We start from the raw sequence: 20,333 nt of genomic DNA on the forward strand, positions 1-20,333 counted from the left end.
AATGATTTATTTATGGTTGCACATTAAAATAGCTTCAAACAGGGCAATACAGTATATCAGAGTCTGATTTTCTTCTCCAGTTCGTCAACGTAAACCTTGAATTGCTTGTCGGTTTCGATGAGATTATTTACTGTGCGGCAGGCGTGCAAAACAGTTGCGTGATCTTTGTTTCCGCAATGTAAACCGATAGCTGCGAGCGACGATTTAGTAAGCTTCTTCGCAAAGAACATTGAAAGTTGACGTGCCTGAACAATCTCACGTTTACGGGTTTTAGAGTTCAGCATATCAATATTGATATCGAAGTAATCGCAAACCACTTTCTGAATGTAATCGATGGAAATTTCGCGAGAGTTATTTTTTACGAACTTGTCAATAATTTGTTTTGCAAGGTCGAGTGTGATGGCTTTTTTGTTGAGCGATGATTGAGCAAGCAATGAAATCAGCGCGCCTTCGAGTTCACGAATGTTTGTTGTGATGCTGTAGGCAAGGTATTCGATTACTTCGCGCGGCATATCCATGCCGTCGTTGTATACTTTTTTCTCGAGAATGGCGATGCGTGTTTCGAGGTCGGGTACCTGTAAGTCGGCAGCAAGACCCCATTTGAAGCGTGAAAGCAGCCTCGGCTCAATTCCTTTGAGGTCGATTGGTGCTTTATCGGAAGTGATAACAATTTGTTTTCCTTTTTGGTGAAGCTGGTTGAAGATATGGAAGAACGCGTTCTGTGTGCCTTCCTTGCCACTCAGGAATTGTATATCATCCATAATCAGAACATCAATCATCTGATAAAAATGCATGAAGTCGTTCTGATTGTTGTTTCTTACTGAATCGATGTATTGATTGATAAATTGTTCGCATTGTACGTACAGCACAATCTTTTCAGGGAATTCATTTTTTACCTGAATACCAATAGCGTGTGAAAGGTGGGTTTTGCCAAGTCCCACATTGCAATAGAGCAGGAGAGGGTTGAACGCAGTTTTTCCGGGGTTGCTGGCAACAGCAAATCCGGCTGAACGCGCCAAGCGGTTGCAATCACCTTCAATGAAATTCTCGAAGGAGTAATTTTCGTTGAGCTGTGAATTGATATTGATTTTCTTCAATCCCGGAATGATAAAGGGATTGGGAATATCTTTAGACGCTCCTTTATTTATGTCGATTGGCATTGCGACAGATGGGTTCTTGATTGCTTTTTTATTTGAAGTAGGTGCCTTAACCGTAACCGGAGCTCCGTTCCCATATGGGTTTTCCATCACAATGCTGTATTCCAGCCGCCCGTCAGTGCCCAGTTCTTTTTTAATTGTTTTCTTGAGGAGATCAATAAAATGTTCTTCGAGCCATTCGTAAAAAAATTGGCTTGGAACCTGAATAGTGAGGATATTATCCTTCAACTTTACAGGTTTTATTGGTTCAAACCAGGTTTTAAAACTTTGGTACGTTATATTGTCTTTTATTATCTCCAGGCAATTATTCCAAACTTCAGTATAACTTTTCTTCATTCGTAGTTTTCCTTAAAAAAAGATTTCAACAATTTTCAAATTTCCGAACAGGTCTATAATCCTGTTATTTCAAACCACTTGCCAATCAATGTTGGCACTTACCCACAATCCTGAATTTGATTCTACAAATATTTAAAAAATTTGGCAAATAAAAAATCTTTTTAACCTAAATTTTTTCCAACGTTCATAGAATAGGCATCGGCAAACATAACACCGTAGTTTTTCGCTAGATAGAAATCTATACGGCCAAGTTTTACGCCGGCCCAGCCCACTTGTGCAATAATGATGTCCTTTTTATCGGAGTCGGTGAAGACATAAGGTTCATCAATAAAAGTGTGGGTGTGCCCGCCAATAATCAGGTCGATATTTTTTGACTGTTTTGCCAAAACGATATCGCTCACTTTTTTTTCTTTGTACGACAGCCCCAGATGCGACAGACATATTACAAGGTCGCAGTGGAGATCTTTTTTCAGAAGATGGGCCATTTCAGCGGCTTTCGGCAGAGGGTCGAGATACTTTGTTTCGCCGTAACCTTTTTTGCCCACGAGTCCTTCGAGTTCAATGCCCAGTCCGAAAACACCTACTTTAACGCCGTCTTTGATAAAGACTTTATAAGGCAGTGTTTTTCCGGCAAGCGATGTGTTAGTGAAATCGTAGTTTGATGAGATGAACGGAAAATTCATGTGATCAAGTTGGCGGGTAATACCATCAACACCGTTGTCAAATTCATGATTTCCGATTGTCATGGCATCATAGCCCATTTCACTCATGAGTTTCATTTCAACTTCGCCACCATAAAAATTAAAATAGGGTGTTCCCTGAAAAACATCGCCGCCATCGAACAGTAACACATTCTTTTCTTCCTGTCTGATTTTTTTTATCATAGCTGCGCGCTTTGCAAAGCCGCCAAGGCCGGGGTATTTGGCATCGTTGGGGGGAAACGGGTCAATATGACTGTGCTGGTCGTTTGTATGCAGCACTGTGATTTTCACAAGCCCACCTTTGGTCAATGCTTTAAGTGGCGACGCACTGGCTCCGAGCAATGCACCACCCACCATAAGGGTTTTGAGAAAATCGCGTCTACTTTTCATAATAAATCCGTTTGTCTAAGGTTCCGTCAACTTCGTTGCCTTTGGCACTTTCTTCTAATAGGTATTCTATAATGGCATCCCGAATTTTGGGTTCGAGCAATTTGTATTCAATCGGTTTGCTGAAAAATCCGAAATCATCACCGCCATCAGCAAGGTAATCGGAGGTGACTATGCGTACGTTTTGTTTTCTGTCAAATGGTTTCCCTCCAATAAGTATATTGGTGGCAGTGTCGCCCTGAATTCCCATTTTTATTCCTGCAACCGGCATACCGCCTTTTTTTGCTATAGAATTGAAAAGTTTTGCCGCATTATCGCCGGTGATGGTTATTACAATCATTTTATTCTCGAACGGCATCAGCTGAAAAACGCTGTTTTTTGTGATGGCTCCTTTGGGTAATGTGCTGCGAAGCCCGCCATTGTTGAGTAAACACATATCTACAGTCGCTCCGTCGGTCGATTTATAATATTCACGACCTTTTTGGAGTATGATGTCTGCAATGAAGTTATTCAATAAACCTTCCGGCAAATCTTTGATAAGCGGTCTCTTTGAATAGGCCAGAACCTGATTCATCATAGAATCAATCTTTACCTTATACGGTTGAAGTGTTGCAATTGCTTCAGGATCGTCAACAGGAACATGTGCGCTGTCCATAACAATGACATGGCGTTCCGTGCGGGTACTCCTGATGTTGTAATGCGCATGGCATGAGGCTAATAGTACAGAGACAATTAGCAGGCTCAGATAACGGTATGGGCGTGACAGGAGCATAGTGTAAATTCTTGAAAGAAATTTCTACAAGTATAGGTTTTTTTTTCAGAAGTTTTGAACAAAAATAAAAAAAAATATTTTTTTTTATTTTCTCGGAAAAATTACAGGAAACCCGTATTATATCAGCATTTTTAATAGGGTGGTGATTTTAAACCACATAAAAATCAGGTACAATAATACCTGAATATTCTGGCGTTATTTTTGTTATGCCAGGACACAGTTTGCCCGTATTTTCACCCTCAATGGAAAAGAAATTTCATCAATCACTTCAAGTAGCATCTCTTTACTATTTGCCGGTCTGATTCTTCCATCTTTTTCGGAAAAACCAAATGCCGCTTATTCCGGCAATAATCATAAAAACGGAGATTAATTCTGCTTGCGTAAACCGAAGTCCAAATACATTATATTTATTATTTACCCGGATAAGTTCCATCATGAAACGTTGTGCACCATATATTATAAGGAAGAGCGAAAACATCATTCCGGGAATATGAATTTTCTTTCGCAGCATCATCAGTACCGAAAATACAAATCCGTAAGTGACCATATCGTAAAACGCCGTCGGATATACCGGATATTCAAGCACAGTGCAGTATTTACCTGTGCAGTGGTCAATGGCGATGCCTTCATTTATTACGTTGTGCGGAAAATTATAAGCCCACATCCAGTCGGGCAAAAACGCCAACCATTCGGGTTTGGGATTGAGGTTTACAATACCCCAGCATCCGTCGCCACTGATAAAGCAGCCGGTCCGGCCAATGGCATAGGCAAGTAAAATGGCCGGTGCAGCGACATCCAGCAGATGTATGATGTTCATTTTTTTGCGGCGTGCAAATACGAGTACGCTGAAGCTTCCTATAATCAAACCACCGTAAAACGTTAGTCCCATGAATGAAAACAGCGTATCGACGGGGTCGGAGATAAGGCGGTCAATATTTTCCAGGCAATCAAACAATTTAGCACCAAGCAGTCCTGCAATCGCTGCTATTATAAGGATATTCCCTGCGTGTTCGTAAGGATGTACGGTCACATCTTCCCAAACAACTTCCGGCAATTTTTTGCGATTTTTATCCCAGTATCTGTAAAAGGCAAAAGCTGCGGCTATCAGTAAACCGCCCCAGATATTGCCTTGCAGCGAGAGAATGTATTCCTGAGTATTATCGCTAAAGGTTGAGTAATCGATTATAGCGCCACTCACTTTGTACCCAACCAGAAACGCAATCAACGCGACCATAATCAGTTCAAATATCCCGGCAGGAGCGCCTTTCCGAATTTTTTCAATTACCGGCAGCATCAATCCTTCTTTTTCTTTTCGTTTGAATTCGATCTTCATAATCCACGAACCAATCAGAAATGAAAGGGCAACAAAGAAACCGAAACTCTGAATCGGAAGCGTAAGGCTCGTTCCGAAGATGTCATTTATCAGATCACTTATTGTTGGATACATGTAGTAAATTAAGAATTAATAATGAACAATTAAAAAATATATGATCTCATAGCCCGTAACACATCGCCACCTCGTAACATCCGTCATCAGCTAATTCCAGCAGTTTTACACGCACAATGCTGTTGACTGATTCGTTCTGAAACGGCACCCGCACTTTGATATAATTATCTGTAAAACCGTATAAAAATCCCTGATGGCGGTCAGATTCAATAAGTGCATTGCATTCCCGTCCTTTATTCTGAAGATAAAAATAGTCCTTTTTCGTTTCGGACAGCTCATGCAGCAAGCGGCTGCGCTCTTTTTTAACGGTGCCATGAACTTCGTCGCCCAACTCAGAAGCCTTGGTATTGTTGCGCTTTGAGTAAGTGAATACATGCATGTATGAAATCTCGCTGCCGCTGATGAAATCCATTTCTTCGTTGAATTCTTCTTCTGTTTCGCCCGGAAATCCTGCTATTACATCGGTTGCGATGCATGCATGCGGCATCAGTTCTTTGATGGCACGCATACGTTCAGTGAACAACTCTTTTGTATAACGCCGTTTCATTTGCGAAAGAATTCTTGCAGAGCCCGACTGTAGCGGAATGTGTAAATGAGGCATCAGCTTTTTTGACTGTGCCACCAAACGAATAATATCGTCGTTGAGAAGGTCGGGTTCTATGGATGACAGCCTGATTCGGTCAATTCCCCTAAGGTCTTCGAGCGCCTTCAGCAGATCAATGAATTTCTCATTGTTTCTTTTTCCGAAATCGCCCAGATTGATGCCCGTAAGCACAACTTCTTTGGCTCCCGAAAGTGCAATTTCGCGTGCGGTTTCAATGGTTTCAGCGATGGTATTGCTGCGGCTTCTTCCACGGGCCAATGGAATTGTACAATATGCGCAAAAATAATCGCAGCCGTCCTGAACTTTAAAAAATGTGCGCGTACGGTCGCCGCTCGACCACGAAGGAACAAAGATATTTTCTGCGTCCGCTTCCTCCCTGAAGTTTTCATTTTCAAGAATGTCGGGTAGGCGGTATTTGTCTTTGTTTCCCAGAATTAAATCTACGCCTTCTTCCTGCAGCAGGCGTGTGGGGCTTATTTCGGGCATACAGCCTATAACAATGATGCGTGCTTCGGGATTGCGTTTGCGCGCCTGTCTTATAGCAGCAATACATTTTCGTTCGGCGGCACCTGTGACGATGCAGCTGTGCACCACATAAATATCAGCTTTCTCATTAAAGGCAATTCCTTCAAAACCTTTGGCAGCAACCTGCCGCGTCAGGGTAGAAGTTTCTGCAAAATTCATCTTGCAGCCAAGTGTATGGAAGGCGATGGTTTTCATTATAAGCGCACAAAGATAGATATTTTGAAGTTTGGAGTTTGAAGTCAATTTTCTTTTGACTCACGACTTACGACTCACGGCTTGTTAGGCCTACATTACCTTGAATTCCGTGCGGCGGTTCAAAGCGCGCCCTTCTTCTGTATCGTTGGTAGCAATGGGTTTGGTCATACCATAACCTTTATATGAAAGCCTCTTTTTGTCGATGTTCTGTGCAACCAAAAAATCATAAACTGCTTTTGAACGACTTTCAGAAAGCTGCTGGTTGTATTCGGCTGTTCCTTTATTATCGGTATGTCCGCCAATTTCAATCTTCATCTGAGGATTTTTAATCAGGAGATTTACCAGCTTATTAAGTTCAGCTTGCGATTCCGGTTTTGGCTCAGCTTTATCGAAATCAAAAAAGATATTTTTCAGGATTACCGTTTCTCCCGCTTCAATAGGCTGCAGTGGAATGTCTTTCAGGAAGGGATCCAGACGGTCTTTTTCAACAATAAGTGAAAAATTCTCTGAATAGAAAAGGTATCCGTCTTTGGAAACATTCAATGCGTAATCCTTGTCTGTAGGCAGGCATACAAGAAATTCACCTGTAACGGCATCAGAATTTGAAGTAATAATGGTTTGTGATGACGCCAGGTCAATCAGCTCAAAGCGTGCATCCAGTTTTTTGCCTGTTTTTTTATCGAATACAATGCCTTTCATGTAAGTAACCGGCTTAGGTCTGAGGTTATCGGCCAGTTTAAATGTATAAATATCCAGTTTACCCTTACCGCCGGGTTTATCGGAAGCAAAATACGCCAGATCGCCCCGGGCATTAACTATCATGTAGGCCTCGTCTTTGTAAGTGTTGATGGGATATCCCAAATTCACTGGTTTTGACCAGCCACCATTTTCTTTCCGTTTGGAATAATAGATATCCAGTCCGCCCATACCTGTAAATCCTGAAGATGCAAAAAACAAGGTTTGGTTATCGGGATGAATAAACGGCGACATTTCCGGATAGACAGTATTTATGGAATCACCAATATTTACAGGTGTTCCCCATTGCCCATCGTTGCCGCGCGTTGTATACCAGATATCCATATTTCCTTTACTTCCGTCGCGCGCACTTGAAAAATAAATTACGCGTCCATCGGGTGAAATGCTGGGTTGAGAATCCCATTGTCCTGAATTTACTACAGGTCCCATATTTACGGGTACCGTCCAGCTGTTGTTTTCGCGGTAAGAAATGTACAGATCACAGCTTCCATAGCCATCGTCACGGTTACAGCCGGTGAATACCATGAATTTTCCATCAGGTGCAATGCACTGTGCGCCTTCGTTGCCGTGGGTGTTCATCGGAGGACCCATTTTTCGTCCTTTAAGCCAGGTGCCGTCAACACGCTTACTAATGTAAAGGTCTTCTTCAAATGGGTTTTTACCAATCGTATATTCATTGCGCGGGCTGAGCTTTGTATAAATCAGTGTTTGTTCATCCACGGTAAGGGAAGGTGAATATTCACCATCGGGGGTGTTGATGCTGTCGCTCATGCCTTCGGGTTCAAAGTCAACCGGATGTTTCATGGCTTCTATAGCAAAATCGCACGATTTTAATTCCCGATTTATTTTGTCGAGCAGGTTCACATTGGGCTTCGGATACGTCAGATATTTTTCATAATGCTCTTTCGCCTCATTGTAAAGGCCCATGGCAAATTCTATTTTCCCAATATTATAAAAGTTACGCGGAAAAAAATCGGGATCCAGTTCAATGGCTTTGTTGTAGGCCTCCAATGCTTTATCGAAATCCTTCAAATCGGAATTCACATCTCCGGTAAGCATCCATGCTTCAATAAAATATGGATCGGCTTTCAGTGCCTTTCCAAGTTCAGCAAGGCAATTTTGATTATCGCGTGCCACATAGTAATCCATTGCCGAAGTAAAATACTTCTTTGCCTTTTTGCTTTTTGAAGTTAGAAAGAACTCTTGCGCGAAAAGGTTGCTATTATATATAATGTACAAAATGAGGATCGAAATCAGCAGCCCGGTTCTTTTCATTACCTTATATTATTAAATCAAAATTGTACAGCGAAATGGCAAATTTACACAGAGAAAAAGTCCGTTTATTTTGCTGCGTATTTATTCATTGTTTATTATTCATTGTTCATTGGCACTACGGAATTCTTAGGAACTTATGCGCCTGAACTGAAACATTCCATTTGGGGCTGTTTTTTACATAGTCTATAATTACTGGGCTTATTTCCCTAAAACGGCTCCATTCAGGTTGCAGATAAAGTATACAATAACTGTTCCTGACTTGTTCGGCACAGATTTCTGCCCATTCAAGGTCACTTTTATCTGCTATGATAACTTTTAATTCATTGGCAATATTATAATATTTTTCAAGTGCGGGTGCATTTTTTTTTGGCGAAAGGCAAACCCAGTCCCAAATTCCGCTGAGTGGCGCTGAACCTGACGTTTCAAGAAAGGTTTCGAATCCTGAAAACTTCAGCCCTTCGCAAAGCGGATTCAGGTTATAGAGCATGGGTTCGCCACCGGTTATCACAACTGACCTTACAGCTTGCTGAACGGCATGTTCAATAATATCTTTTGTGAATGAAAGTGGGTGCAGTTCGGCATTCCAGCTTTCTTTTACATCGCACCAGCTGCAGCCTACATCACATCCTCCAATCCGGATAAACCATGCCGCTTTACCCGTGTTGTGACCTTCGCCCTGAACGGTGCAAAACTCTTCCATTACAGGTAGCATTAAACCTTGCTGCATCTGTTCGTAATTATCGGCGTTTGTTTTTTCCATTAAAAAATGGTGATTTATTCACTATGATTAGAAGGTACTGTCTGCAAAACTATAGCAGTCAATATCTGAATATCTATTTGAAAAATTCCTTCTTGGCAGCAGAGAGGGTGTTTTGGAGCAGGCAGGTTATGGTCATTGGACCTACACCGCCCGGTACCGGAGTGATATAGCTGCATTTTGGCGCAACTTCATCATATTTTACATCACCTTTAAGCCGGAATCCTGATTTTGTCGACGGATCTTCAATACGGTGAATACCGACATCAATTACAACGGCGCCTTGTTTGACCATATCTGCAGAAATCATTTCCATTTTGCCAACGGCGGCAACCAAAATATCAGCCTGACGGGTTATCTCCGCAAGATTTTTAGTTTTGCTGTGACACAGGGTAACGGTACAATTTCCGGGTGTGGCATTGCGCGAAAGCAGCACGCTGAGCGGCGTTCCGACAATATTACTGCGACCAACAATTACGCAGGCTTTGCCTTCGGTTTCAATTTTATAATGTTTCAGCAATTCAATGATGCCGTATGGTGTGGCCGGCAAATAACTCGGTACGTTCAGCAACATACGCCCCAAATTTACCGGATGGAAACCGTCAACGTCTTTGGACGGCGAAATCGCTGCAATTACTTTTTGCCCGTCGATATGCTTTGGCAACGGAAGCTGTACAATAAATCCGTCGATTTCATCGTCGTTGTTCAGAAAATCGATTGTTTTTAGCACATCTGCTTCACTCGTTTTTTCCGACATCCTGTATACCGTTGAAATGAAACCAACCTCTTTGCATGCTTTTTCCTTTCCGCCAACATAGGTCTGACTGGCTGGGTCGTCACCCACAAGCACTGCCGCCAAATGGGGAGTATGACCGGTATCGGTAAGCATTTTCAAGGATTCAGCCGCCAGCTGTTTCTTCAGTTTGTCTGCAACAAGTTTACCATCAATTATCTGCATAATTCACTATTTTTCATGAATAACTCAACATTCGCAAAAATAAGAATTTTTAGCCAAGGCATACCATTATTGACATTAGTCACAATTTATAAAACTCACATCACTCGCATTGTTTTACCTGAAGAGTAAAAAAAAACCGCTTCCGGAAAGAGGCGGTTTTTTATCAATAATACAAAGATTATTTCACAAATTTCTTGTGAATTTTTACGTCGTTACCAATTGCTTCAAGTATGTATGAACCTGCTGCAAGATTAGAAACATCAATGCTGAGCGAATTCGATGAAGCTGCATCCACCTGTTTTGTAAGCATAAGCTTTCCGGCAATGTCAAAAATGCTGATGGTGATAGTGCCGTTTAGTGCCGATGATAGAAGCAGATTCAGGTGGTCGGCAGCAGGTACAGGCCACAATGCTATTAAATTATTGGTTTCTGCACCTTCAATACCTGCTACAACACTTGTATAAGTGGCGGTCCAGCCTAAATCCTGATTTTGACCATCGGTTGTAAAGGTGATGAACATTTTTCCGCTGCTGGCTGTAAGTGCGGGCGGATAATTGTGTCCGGTAAATGTTCCGAGCAGTGTGCCGGAGGTAGATGTGCCATCGTAAACACTCACAAAATCTTTGCCGTCTTCAAGTTTAAAATCATTAAATATAAGTTGAACGGTTTGTGCGGCCGGTGGTTTGATAAGCCAGTCGCAGGTGGTGTTATTCCAGTAGTATGAATAATCACTGCCATCGGTAAATGTTTTGGTGTAATCTGTGAGTGTTCTTCCTTCGGCGCAATAGGGTGCAAAATAAGGTGCAATACCAAATATTGCATCTTGTCCCTGAGTGAAATCATAGCCGCCCGGATTGAGATTAGCCAGCGTGTAATAGCCGTTGTTACTGCCACTCCAGCCCCAGTTAAAATGGAATTTAGTCGTATCCGTATAGCCGTCGCACACCCATGCGTGACCGCCTCCCGAGCCCGAGCCACTATAAAGAATAGGCATATTCTGGTCAAGGTTGTCGCGAAGTTTTATTCTCCAGTCGGCGTCCAGATAATCCGATTTGGACTCATAGGTCATGGCAATGCGGTAATGGAAGAAATCGCGCAATGCTACATACGACTTGTAATTGCTTGATCCAGATTCAATCGGTGTGTAATACATATCAACAGCAACGCCACAATGAAATATCAGGGTGGAAATAGCGTCTTTACTGGCCGAGTTTGATGTGTTTGTCATGGAAGCATAATCATAGGTAGTATTGGCAAAATCAGCCGAAATAGTGCCATAGAAAGGATGCTGGTATGAATGGCTTCCAATTCCATGATCCGGATAATTATAATACTTCAGAACCATAGCGAGTGCTGTAGCAACGCAACCGGTAACGCAATGACCGCCCGGACCTGACGCATGCACCGGGCATTTGTCGTTGTAGCCCTGGGTTTGATCCCATTTGGTAGCTAAGAGCGCACCTTTAGACGTTCCCTTAAGGTTTTTGAGCTGTGATTCATTTGTAAGAGCAGCCCAAGCTGGATTCGCTGTGCGTGTGGTCTTCATTTTCACTGCTGCAATCGCATCAGCATAATTCTGCAACCACTCAACCAGGGCCGGAGCCTGATTGTCCGGTTCGAATTTTCCTTCATCAGAATAGGCAAGAATAGGGGTAACGGCCATGTCTCCCGAAACAATTACAAATCCGTTGGTGCCAATATCAAAAACATAAAAAAGATTATTAGTACCATCCGATTTAGTCATGGCCAAAGAGACATCTGACTTAACGCTGATTGCAGGATTAAGCGCTTTGAAGTAATTGGTCGCAATCTTCTGCGCAAGCACTATATTCACGTTTTGCGAGTAAGTTGTGCAACACAATAATACGCTTAGTGCAATTAAAATTAGTTTTTTCATTTACAGATTTTTAAGGATGTAAAAATAGTACAAATTATCAAAGGAATTCATGCACCTTAAAATTTCAGTTTCAGGCTGCCGAAGAACTCCCGACCGGGTGCAGGCTGAAAACTATTCCAGTCCGAACCATTGTTGGGTTCCGTGAAGCCGAAATACTGCTCGTCAAGAACATTTTTAGCATAGAAACTCAGTTCACCCTGCACAGGACCAAGTTTCCAGTTGTAGGAAATTCCGGCGTTGTACACGTTGAACCCTTTCACCCATGCACTGCGGATCAGCCCGTTTTCATTAAAATGATTGTAAACGGAATCGTCCACCTGAATGCACCATTTTGACTGATATTCGGTATTCAGTGTCAGGGTAAAATGCTTCAGGAAATTGTAGGAAACCTCTGCCGTGAGCATATGCCGGGGGCACTGGGGAATTGAGTTTCCTTTAACGCTGTCAGGACTGTTGTATGTGAAATCTGAGTATGTGTAAGCCACATCAGCCACGAGATTTTTAACCGGTGAATATGATAAAAAGGTTTCAATACCTAGCCTGCTGCTTCCGCCAATGTTACCAAAGAAGGCAGTGTTATTGCCTCTTCCGGGAATGCTGTAACGGTAGAATTCATTTTTGGTTGTGATATCAAAAGCTGTAACATCGTAATGAAAAACACTTCCGATATCACCGCGAATTCCAAGCTCGGCCGATTGGGTGGATGAAGGTTTGATTTTTGAATTGAAACCACCCCAGTGTTCTGGATTGTTATACAATTCATCTTCGGTAGGAACCAAAAATCCCGTGCCAATATTGGCATAAATGTTTGCATATTTACATACATCATATGCCAGTCCGAAGCTGAAGGTAGGCTGACTGAAAGCCCGGTTACCCGAAGCCTGTACAATCGAGTCCGGAAGCGGAATATTGTTAATCAGTTGATTGTATACATAATCATAGCGAACATTTAAGGTTGCATATACTTTATTAAACAGGTCAAGTTTGTCGGTCATGAACACTCCGGCACTCTTTTCTTTAATAATCTGGTTAATGAGCAATGTATCCAGATCAAGGCATGACTGGCTGAAATGGCTGTCAACCCTGGTGAGGTCGTTCGTTACACCAAACATATGCTCGGTCATGGTCTGGTCTTTATACTCGGCGCCAACACTCAAATGATTCCTGACTTTCCCTTTTCCGGAATGCAGATTGTATTGCGCCGAAAAGCCCATGTTCATGAATGGTTTATTGTCGTCACCATTGTTCGAAGTTTCTCTGTAATTATTGAAACGGAAATAACCTTTAACAGTGATATCCGAACTTTTACAAACATCAAACTTGCCGATGAGCCCGCCGGTGAGCCGTTTGGTAGTATGAAATTCATTGAACGGAATCGCATCGGTATTAGCCGCTCTGTGACTGACTGTGTCGTAGCGTCCCAAATTAATCCCTTCTGAGTTTTGATTGAAATAACTGGTGTACGACAGCAGCTGGGTAATTTTAACTTTATCGCTGGGTTTCCAGTTTAATTTTTCACTGAAATTATCACCCATGTAGGCCTGATGATAACGGTAGCCATTTCCCTGAGTATGGCTGTATGAAATCCTGTAATCAACATTTCCTTCTTTGCCATCAACCTGTCCCATGAACTTCATAAAACCATAGGAACCGGCTGTCGCATAAAACGTGCCGCCAACAGGCTTATCGCCGCCGTCATCTGTTGTAATATTTACAACGCCGCCATTGGCGCTGTTTCCATAAATAGAAGCTGCAAGGCCTTTAACAATTTCAACACGTTTTACTACCGACCAGTCCACATCGTACAAATCAGGGCAATACCCGGCAGGGTCATTCACAGAAATGCCATCAATAAGAACCTGAATTCCTCTGAAACCGGTTTCAGACAACACACCCATTCCACGAATATACAGGTGAACTCTGGAACCGCCGGTGCCGTTATCTATTTTCACACCCGGAACGAGGCGCATAATTTCATCGGCAGCAATTGATTTCGTAAGCGTGTTAAGCTGTCGTTCCTGGACAACGGAAACAGTGGCCGGTATTTCTTTTAAAGGTGAAGTAGTTCTGAGTGCATCTATATTGACTTCATTGAGTTTAAGAGTATCTTTTGTGATGCTGTTTTTCTTGACTTGCGCAAACAATGCTGTACCGCTTAGCATCAATGCCGTCATCAAAATAAAATATCGTATTTTCATAATGGTACGTATAATGATCAGATTTTTAAACGAATAATTATTCTAACAGATTACAGGAATATACTTCACGTATGTTCAGCATGCAGCTGTAGTCTGTAAATAAAATTTACCCTTAGTAAACTACTCGAAAGCAGTTTATTAAAGGTTTGAATTTTTCTGTATGTTAGATTAAGATTTTGGAGGCGGGGCAGGAGGTGAGAATGCGATTTCAGAAACCATTGGTCTTTCGAATATGCTTATTTCACCCAGTAAAACAGAGAAATTTTTCAATTCCTTTGACGTCATCAGTGCTTCCTGAACCAATATTTTCAGGAGATTTGTGCGTTTTTGATTTGATTGCGGATTATTCTGATCCTGTTCTTTTACCTGCTTGTCAAGATTTACAAAAAGTGACTCTTCCTGAACGTCGTTGATGCAGTAATAAATGGTGGTGTCGCCGACCCGCTCAGACCGCACCACATCGTACATGTTACCATCGAGCCTGAACTCTGTACCTTCTATCCAGCGCATACGGTCATGCATAGTTTTGTCGTTGTCGCTGAGTCTTATTACTGTGAGTTCTGATTCAGGTAATTTCTCTTTGATGCGTCTTTTAATGTCGCTCTTCACAGCCAGCTGCATGCTTTTGAACACGATAAAATATCCCATAGTGTTAAATAACAGGATACATAAGGTGGCTATAACAGCGGCTTTTTTCACCAATTCGGATTTTCAGCAAATATCAGAATTTTTAGGCTAATAAAAGCCGATATTTGAAATAAGATATTTACTGTCGGTTGTTTATTATTTCCAACATGCCAGGTTACAATATGATATATTGCTGACTAAAATCAAAGGAATACCGTCATAGGTTGGTCTAATTAGTTGTACTTTTGCAAACTTTGAAATTTTCAGATGAAGGACCTGACGGTAGGAAAAGAGAGTAAGCTTATTTTCATGTTTGCCTTGCCAATGCTGCTTGGCAACGTATTTCAGCAGTTATATAATATTGTTGACAGCGTCATTGTCGGTAATTTTTTAGGCAAAAATGCGCTGGCGGCAGTCGGCGCTTCATTTCCTGTAATTTTTGTTTTGATTTCTCTGGTTATCGGTCTCTCCATGGGCTCATCGGTGGTTATTTCGCAATATTTCGGCGCCAAGCAATATCCGCAGGTAAAAAAGGCTGTAGATACCTTATTCGTTTTCCTGTTTTTTTCTTCTATTGTGCTTACGGTAGTGGGCTTGCTTACCAGCCGCTGGATATTTACCGTGATGAAACTTCCTCAGGAAATCATGGAAGATGCCGTCTTATATTACAATATTTTTCTTTCGGGCTTGATAATGATGTTTGGTTACAACGGTACGGCTTCGGTGCTTCGTGGCATGGGCGATTCTAAAACCCCCCTTTACTTTCTTATTATTTCCACCATCCTGAATATAATCCTTGTGATTGTGTTTATTGAATTTTTTAAATGGGGAATTGCGGGTGCTGCTCTGGCAACTGTGATTGCTCAAACCGTTGCATTCATTCTTGCCATCATTTATCTGAACCGTTATCACGAACTGATACATTTCTCGTTCAAAAATATAGAATTCGACCGCGATATTTTCCTGAAAAGTCTCAAAATAGGCATACCATCGGGCTTGCAGCAAACATTCCTCGCACTCGGCATGATGGCACTTATGCGAATCGTGAATGATTTTGGAACAGATGCTATTGCGGCATATGCCGTTGCAGGCCGCATCGATTCATTTGCTGCGCTTCCTGCCATGAATTTTTCGATGGCGCTTTCGGCTTTCGTTGGTCAGAACTTAGGGGCCAATAAGCCTGAAAGGGTGAAGGCCGGTTACAAAGCAACGTTGTTGATGACCACAACATTTTCATTGATAGTTACGGCCATTACAATATTGTTCAGCGATAAACTCATGATGCTGTTCAATCACGATCCGAATGTGGTAAAAATCGGGGTTTCATATCTGATAATTGTGAGCAGCTTTTACGTTGTTTTTACAGCCATGTTTATTAATAACGGCGTGATGCGCGGTGCAGGTGATACGCTCATTCCAATGTTCATTACGCTGTTCGCCTTGTGGGTATTGCGTATCCCCATTTCATGGTACCTTTCGCGCACCATGGGTACCGACGGCATATGGTGGGGAATACCCATTGCATGGGTATTCGGACTACTTGCTTCTTATACATATTATAAAACAGGCAGGTGGAAAAAGAAGGTAATTGTGAAACCCCTTCCTGCCAAATCTTCTGAAGAATAATTATTGCTGTTCTTCGCTCACCGATGGCATTGGTTCAATGTGAATCTGAACCTCGATGTTGTGAAAATGGCTCCTGATCTCGGCTTCAATATCATCGCAAAGCTGATGCGAGCTTTTTACACTCAATGATTCGGGCACTTCAAGATGAAAGTCAGCGTAGCTGTAATTACCCGATTTGCGCGTCCTAAGCTGATGCCAGGCCATGTTTTCCTGAATGTGTTTGTTGATTGCGCCCGTTATTAGCTCCACTTCATCGTCGGGCAGGGTGGTGTCAAGCAGCGGGTTGTAAGCCTTTTTCAGAAGAACAAAGGCCTCGTAAATAATGAATAAGGCAACGATGATGGCAACCACCGGATCCAGAAATGGATATTTATTTCCGGTAACAAGGATGAGTAAAAGTCCTACTGCAACGCCTGCCGAAGTGAGCACATCCGTTTTAAGGTGAAGTGCGTCTGCCTCCAGCGCTACAGAATCAGTTTCTTTGGCTACTTTATATAATTTCCGCGAAACAAAAACATTGACCAATGCTGAAATAATCATTACAATCGCGCCAACTTCTATATTCTTTATTTCTGCAGGATTATAAAGCTTGTGAATGGCTTCATAAATAATCCAGACGGCAGCAATAAAAATAAGCAGTGCTTCAATTACGCCCGAAATATTCTCAAACTTTCCGTGTCCGTATGGATGCTTTTTATCCGGTGGATTGCCCGATACACGCACCGAGAAGAAGGCAATAACAGCCGCCATCAGATCCATTGATGAATGAATAGCTTCGGAAATAATACTTACCGAACCACTGAAAATCCCTGCCAGCAGCTTAATAAGAATAAGTGTTGTATTTGATAAGATTGAAAGTCTTGCAACACCGACTTTTTTCTTGTACTCTTTTGTTTTCATTATATAGATGAATGCACAGCAAAAATATGGATTTTATTGCACAGCTGTTACATTATAACCTTCTTTTAATAAAAGCTGTACCATTCCGCCGGGTCCGCCAAGATGACCGGCGCCTACCGCAATAAAAGTGCTTTGCTCCGAAATCATTTTTTTAATTACCGGTACCCAGTTGTGATTGCGCGTGGTAATAAAATCCTGCTCAAATGACTTGTCTGTCGACGATTGTGATGTAATGAACTCATATAATTTGTCGATATCCTGGTCTTTATAGGCATCAACCATCGCTTTTTCTGACTTGCGAAAATCGCTTAAGGAACCAAGTCCTGAAATAAGCGTTTTAGCCTGCTGGTCGTTGGGAACCGCATTTACCAGCGACATCTGATATTCCAGTGTTTCCAGGCCGAGTGTTTGCATATGATTCCTTTTCGCCATCTTAAAAAATACTTTTTCATACGCCACGACCTTCCCCGACATTTTTGAGCTCAGCACGGCACTGAGGAAAAACGGCTTCAGACGAATATACTTTTTGAATTTTGATTTGCTGATACCAAGACTGTCAATCATAAATGAACGCAAAGCTTCAAACGCTGAAACCTCAATCAGGTCTTCAATAGTATGCGATTCGGGCAGGAGCGCGCTCTGTGCCATCTTTAATTGTTCGCCGAGTGGAATGTCCATATTTACTTCGGTAGCAAGCGCATCGCACGATTTGAATTTCTCTTTCATCACATCCGTAAGGAAAAACTCTTTTTTGCTGATAATATGAATCGTTCCGAACAGATAGCTTTTTTGCTTAAGCCCGTTGCCGGAAATTTCCCACAGGAGTGATTTTTGATTAAGCTGTGCCGAAACAGGAATGCTCTGGAATAGCCATAATACTGCAACGAGCAGCATCCGGAAGTTAAACAGTTTTTGGATTTTCATACCTGGCGTAATAAGCTTTTCGTGATTATTTGGAAGCCTTGCAAAATTACCGATTTTGTATTCTCTGAAGCAACAGTACGACATTTATTTTATCTTTGAACCAGAATATTTTCAAATGAAGAAGCTGGCTTATCTGTACGTTTTTATAACGTTGCTGTGGTCGTGTTCGGGCAATCACAATTCAATCGAAACACGAACTGTTTTCCGCTATAATGAATCGGCAGGAATTACTTCACTTGATCCGGCTTTTGCCCGCGATCAGGCTCATATCTGGGCAGACAATCAGTTGTTCAACGGTCTTGTTCAGCTCAATGATAAACTGGAAGTGACACCCTGCATCGCGCGTTCTTGGGAGATAAGCGACAGCGGTCTGGTGTATTCATTTCATCTTCGCAATGATGTTTATTTTCACAACGACCCTTTGTTTCCTCAGGGAAAAGGACGAAAAGTAACAGCGGGAGATTTTAAATACAGTTTTAACCGCATCACGAGCGATGCCCTTGCATCGCCCGGCGCCTGGATATTTAATAATGTTGCAACTTCTGCCGACGGCAGCTACAAATTTGAAGCCGTGAACGATTCACTTTTCAGAATTACGCTGAAACAGCCGTTTCCGCCGTTCGCGGGACTTCTGTCGATGCAGTACTGCTCTGTGGTGCCCCATGAAGTGGTCGATTATTATGGTAAAGATTTCAGGAAACATCCTGTCGGCACCGGTCCGTTTAAATTTCAAATGTGGAAAGAAGGTGTGAAGCTGGTGCTGCTTAAAAATGAAAATTATTTTGAATTTGATAAAGGAAAGCGTCTGCCATACCTCGATGCCGTCGCCATTACATTTATTGCCGATAAACAATCTGTTTTTCTCGAATTCATCAAGGGCAAGCTCGATTTCATGTCGGGTATCGATGCCAGTTACAAAGACGAAATGCTTACACCGGCAGGTAAACTGAATCCTAAATACAATAATAGTATCAGGCTGATAACGCAACCTTATCTGAATACGGAATATCTGGGTTTTATGGTCGATGAACATCTGGATGCCTCTAAAACAAGCCCTTTGCGGATGAAAGCGGTAAGGCAGGCAATAAACTACGGATTTGACCGCGTCAAGATGATGAAGTATTTACGCAATAATATCGGCACGCCCGGAATTTATGGCTTTATTCCACCCGGAATGCCGTCGTTCGACAGCAGCGCTGTTAAGGGCTATAATTATAACCCCGACCTTTCGCGCAAACTGCTTGCCGCTGCCGGTTATCCGAACGGTAAAGGACTTCCGCCAATCACGCTTTCGGCAACGGCCTCGTATCTGGATTTGTGTCAGTATATCCAGCAGCAATTGGGCGAGATAGGAATCAAAATTCAAATCGATGTGAATCCGCCCGCCACTTTAAGGGAAATGATTGCCAAGTCAAAGGCAACCTGGTTTCGCGCCTCATGGATTGCCGATTATCCGGATGCCGAAAATTATCTTTCACTGTTTTGTACCAACAACTTTTGTCCGAAAGGGCCTAATTACACTCACTTTTCAAATACATCTTACGACAAGCTGTTCGGCCGGTCTCAACTTGAAACCAATGATTCAATAAGGGCACAGTTATACCGCAGCATGGACCGCCTTATTATTGAGGAGGCGCCGGTAGTTATTCTTTATTACGACCAGGTATTGCGATTTGTGCAGCATAATATAGAAGGTCTCGGAAGCAACCCCATGAATCTGCTTGTTCTGAAAAATGTAAAGAAAAATTAGACCGCGTTAACATTCATAAATGCTCTGAAAATGAGTAAAATGTTGATAAAAGCGGACTTTGCGGACTTCGGATTTATTCAAGTGTCACTATTCCAGTAATATGCGAGAATTTCGGTTATTAACAAATTGTTGAAAAGTCTGGTTGATAATGTGTTACTAACAAAACGTCAATTTGCTTGACTTTGGGTTTTCCAGAACGTAAATTTGTTACATCAGGTCAGGGATAGCGAACCGGTCCGCGAGGGCAGGGAAATTCGGAGAGATTCTTTGATACGGAGTTAAGAACTGTCTGCCTCTCAGGAGTACAGAGCCGCAAGGCGAAGGAAAAAAGAGCGCAATAAACAGCGAAGGCAGTGAAAACGAAGATCTGAAGGAAATCGACGGATGGAACGGATAGGGAAGGCAGACGCAAGGAAGCCGGCCCGTAATCAGGCAAGCAAACAGTAACCTGGCGGTGGATAGAAACCACGGTTATTATTCACTGAAGCGGGATGCCGGCTGCAAAGTAGGCGTCCCGCTTTGTTTTTTCATGATGCAGCCT

General features: G+C 42.3%; 15 protein-coding genes. 2 read left to right on the plus strand and 13 right to left on the minus strand.

All coding sequences use genetic code 11. The annotated features are described in order from the left end of the window. Positions 1 to 56 precede the first annotated feature (56 nt). The 11 genes from dnaA to WCM76_07435 form a co-directional block, all read right to left on the minus strand. On the minus strand, positions 57 to 1,493 hold the full coding sequence (gene dnaA, locus WCM76_07385) for a chromosomal replication initiator protein DnaA (GenBank protein MEI6765448.1): 1,437 nt from the start codon (positions 1,491 to 1,493) through the stop codon (positions 57 to 59). Between the two features lie 161 nt (positions 1,494 to 1,654). Next, entirely contained in the window at positions 1,655 to 2,584 is a 930-nt protein-coding gene (locus WCM76_07390) for a metallophosphatase (GenBank protein ID MEI6765449.1), read from the minus strand. Next, positions 2,574 to 3,353 (minus strand): 5'-nucleotidase, encoded by a 780-nt coding sequence (locus WCM76_07395; GenBank protein MEI6765450.1) that lies wholly within the window; start codon positions 3,351 to 3,353, stop codon positions 2,574 to 2,576. The genes WCM76_07390 and WCM76_07395 overlap by 11 nt, the downstream gene beginning before the upstream one ends. 286 nt (positions 3,354 to 3,639) lie before the next feature. Continuing rightward, positions 3,640 to 4,800: a prolipoprotein diacylglyceryl transferase gene (locus WCM76_07400; GenBank protein ID MEI6765451.1), complete on the minus strand. Its 1,161-nt coding sequence runs from the start codon at positions 4,798 to 4,800 to the stop codon at positions 3,640 to 3,642. Positions 4,801 to 4,846: 46 nt separating this feature from the next. Further along, on the minus strand, positions 4,847 to 6,124 hold the full coding sequence (gene mtaB, locus WCM76_07405) for a tRNA (N(6)-L-threonylcarbamoyladenosine(37)-C(2))-methylthiotransferase MtaB (GenBank protein MEI6765452.1): 1,278 nt from the start codon (positions 6,122 to 6,124) through the stop codon (positions 4,847 to 4,849). Between the two features lie 90 nt (positions 6,125 to 6,214). Next, positions 6,215 to 8,155 carry an OmpA family protein gene (locus WCM76_07410; protein MEI6765453.1) on the minus strand — a complete coding sequence of 647 codons (1,941 nt, stop codon included), beginning with the start codon at positions 8,153 to 8,155 and terminating at the stop codon, positions 6,215 to 6,217. Positions 8,156 to 8,270: 115 nt separating this feature from the next. Continuing rightward, positions 8,271 to 8,915, minus strand: a complete 645-nt coding sequence (locus WCM76_07415) for a 7-carboxy-7-deazaguanine synthase QueE (GenBank protein ID MEI6765454.1) — start codon at positions 8,913 to 8,915, stop codon at positions 8,271 to 8,273. A gap of 73 nt (positions 8,916 to 8,988) precedes the next feature. After that, positions 8,989 to 9,870, minus strand: coding sequence for a bifunctional methylenetetrahydrofolate dehydrogenase/methenyltetrahydrofolate cyclohydrolase FolD (folD, locus tag WCM76_07420; GenBank protein ID MEI6765455.1), 882 nt, complete (start codon positions 9,868 to 9,870; stop codon positions 8,989 to 8,991). A gap of 178 nt (positions 9,871 to 10,048) precedes the next feature. Further along, on the minus strand, positions 10,049 to 11,767 hold the full coding sequence (locus WCM76_07425; GenBank protein ID MEI6765456.1) for a C10 family peptidase: 1,719 nt from the start codon (positions 11,765 to 11,767) through the stop codon (positions 10,049 to 10,051). A 56-nt stretch (positions 11,768 to 11,823) separates the two neighbouring features. Beyond that, positions 11,824 to 13,965: a TonB-dependent receptor gene (locus WCM76_07430; GenBank protein ID MEI6765457.1), complete on the minus strand. Its 2,142-nt coding sequence runs from the start codon at positions 13,963 to 13,965 to the stop codon at positions 11,824 to 11,826. Positions 13,966 to 14,133: 168 nt separating this feature from the next. Then, positions 14,134 to 14,664 (minus strand): hypothetical protein, encoded by a 531-nt coding sequence (locus WCM76_07435; protein MEI6765458.1) that lies wholly within the window; start codon positions 14,662 to 14,664, stop codon positions 14,134 to 14,136. 195 nt (positions 14,665 to 14,859) lie between these two features. On the opposite strand from WCM76_07435, the gene WCM76_07440 reads away from it, so the two are divergent. Beyond that, complete coding sequence (locus tag WCM76_07440) at positions 14,860 to 16,218, plus strand: MATE family efflux transporter (protein MEI6765459.1); 1,359 nt, start codon at positions 14,860 to 14,862, stop codon at positions 16,216 to 16,218. On the opposite strand, the gene WCM76_07445 is transcribed toward WCM76_07440, so the two are convergent. Together WCM76_07445 and WCM76_07450 are read right to left on the minus strand one after the other, a co-directional pair. Continuing rightward, positions 16,219 to 17,118 carry a cation diffusion facilitator family transporter gene (locus WCM76_07445; GenBank protein MEI6765460.1) on the minus strand — a complete coding sequence of 300 codons (900 nt, stop codon included), beginning with the start codon at positions 17,116 to 17,118 and terminating at the stop codon, positions 16,219 to 16,221. 33 nt (positions 17,119 to 17,151) lie between these two features. Then, positions 17,152 to 18,042 (minus strand): TraB/GumN family protein, encoded by an 891-nt coding sequence (locus tag WCM76_07450; GenBank protein ID MEI6765461.1) that lies wholly within the window; start codon positions 18,040 to 18,042, stop codon positions 17,152 to 17,154. 115 nt (positions 18,043 to 18,157) lie between these two features. On the opposite strand from WCM76_07450, the gene WCM76_07455 reads away from it, so the two are divergent. Continuing rightward, the gene (locus WCM76_07455; protein MEI6765462.1) at positions 18,158 to 19,792 is read left to right on the plus strand and encodes an ABC transporter substrate-binding protein; all 1,635 of its coding nucleotides are present in this window, start codon (positions 18,158 to 18,160) and stop codon (positions 19,790 to 19,792) included. Positions 19,793 to 20,333 lie beyond the last annotated feature (541 nt).

This window comes from Bacteroidota bacterium, from assembly GCA_037133915.1.
GTDB lineage: Bacteria > Bacteroidota > Bacteroidia > Bacteroidales > CAIWKO01 > JBAXND01.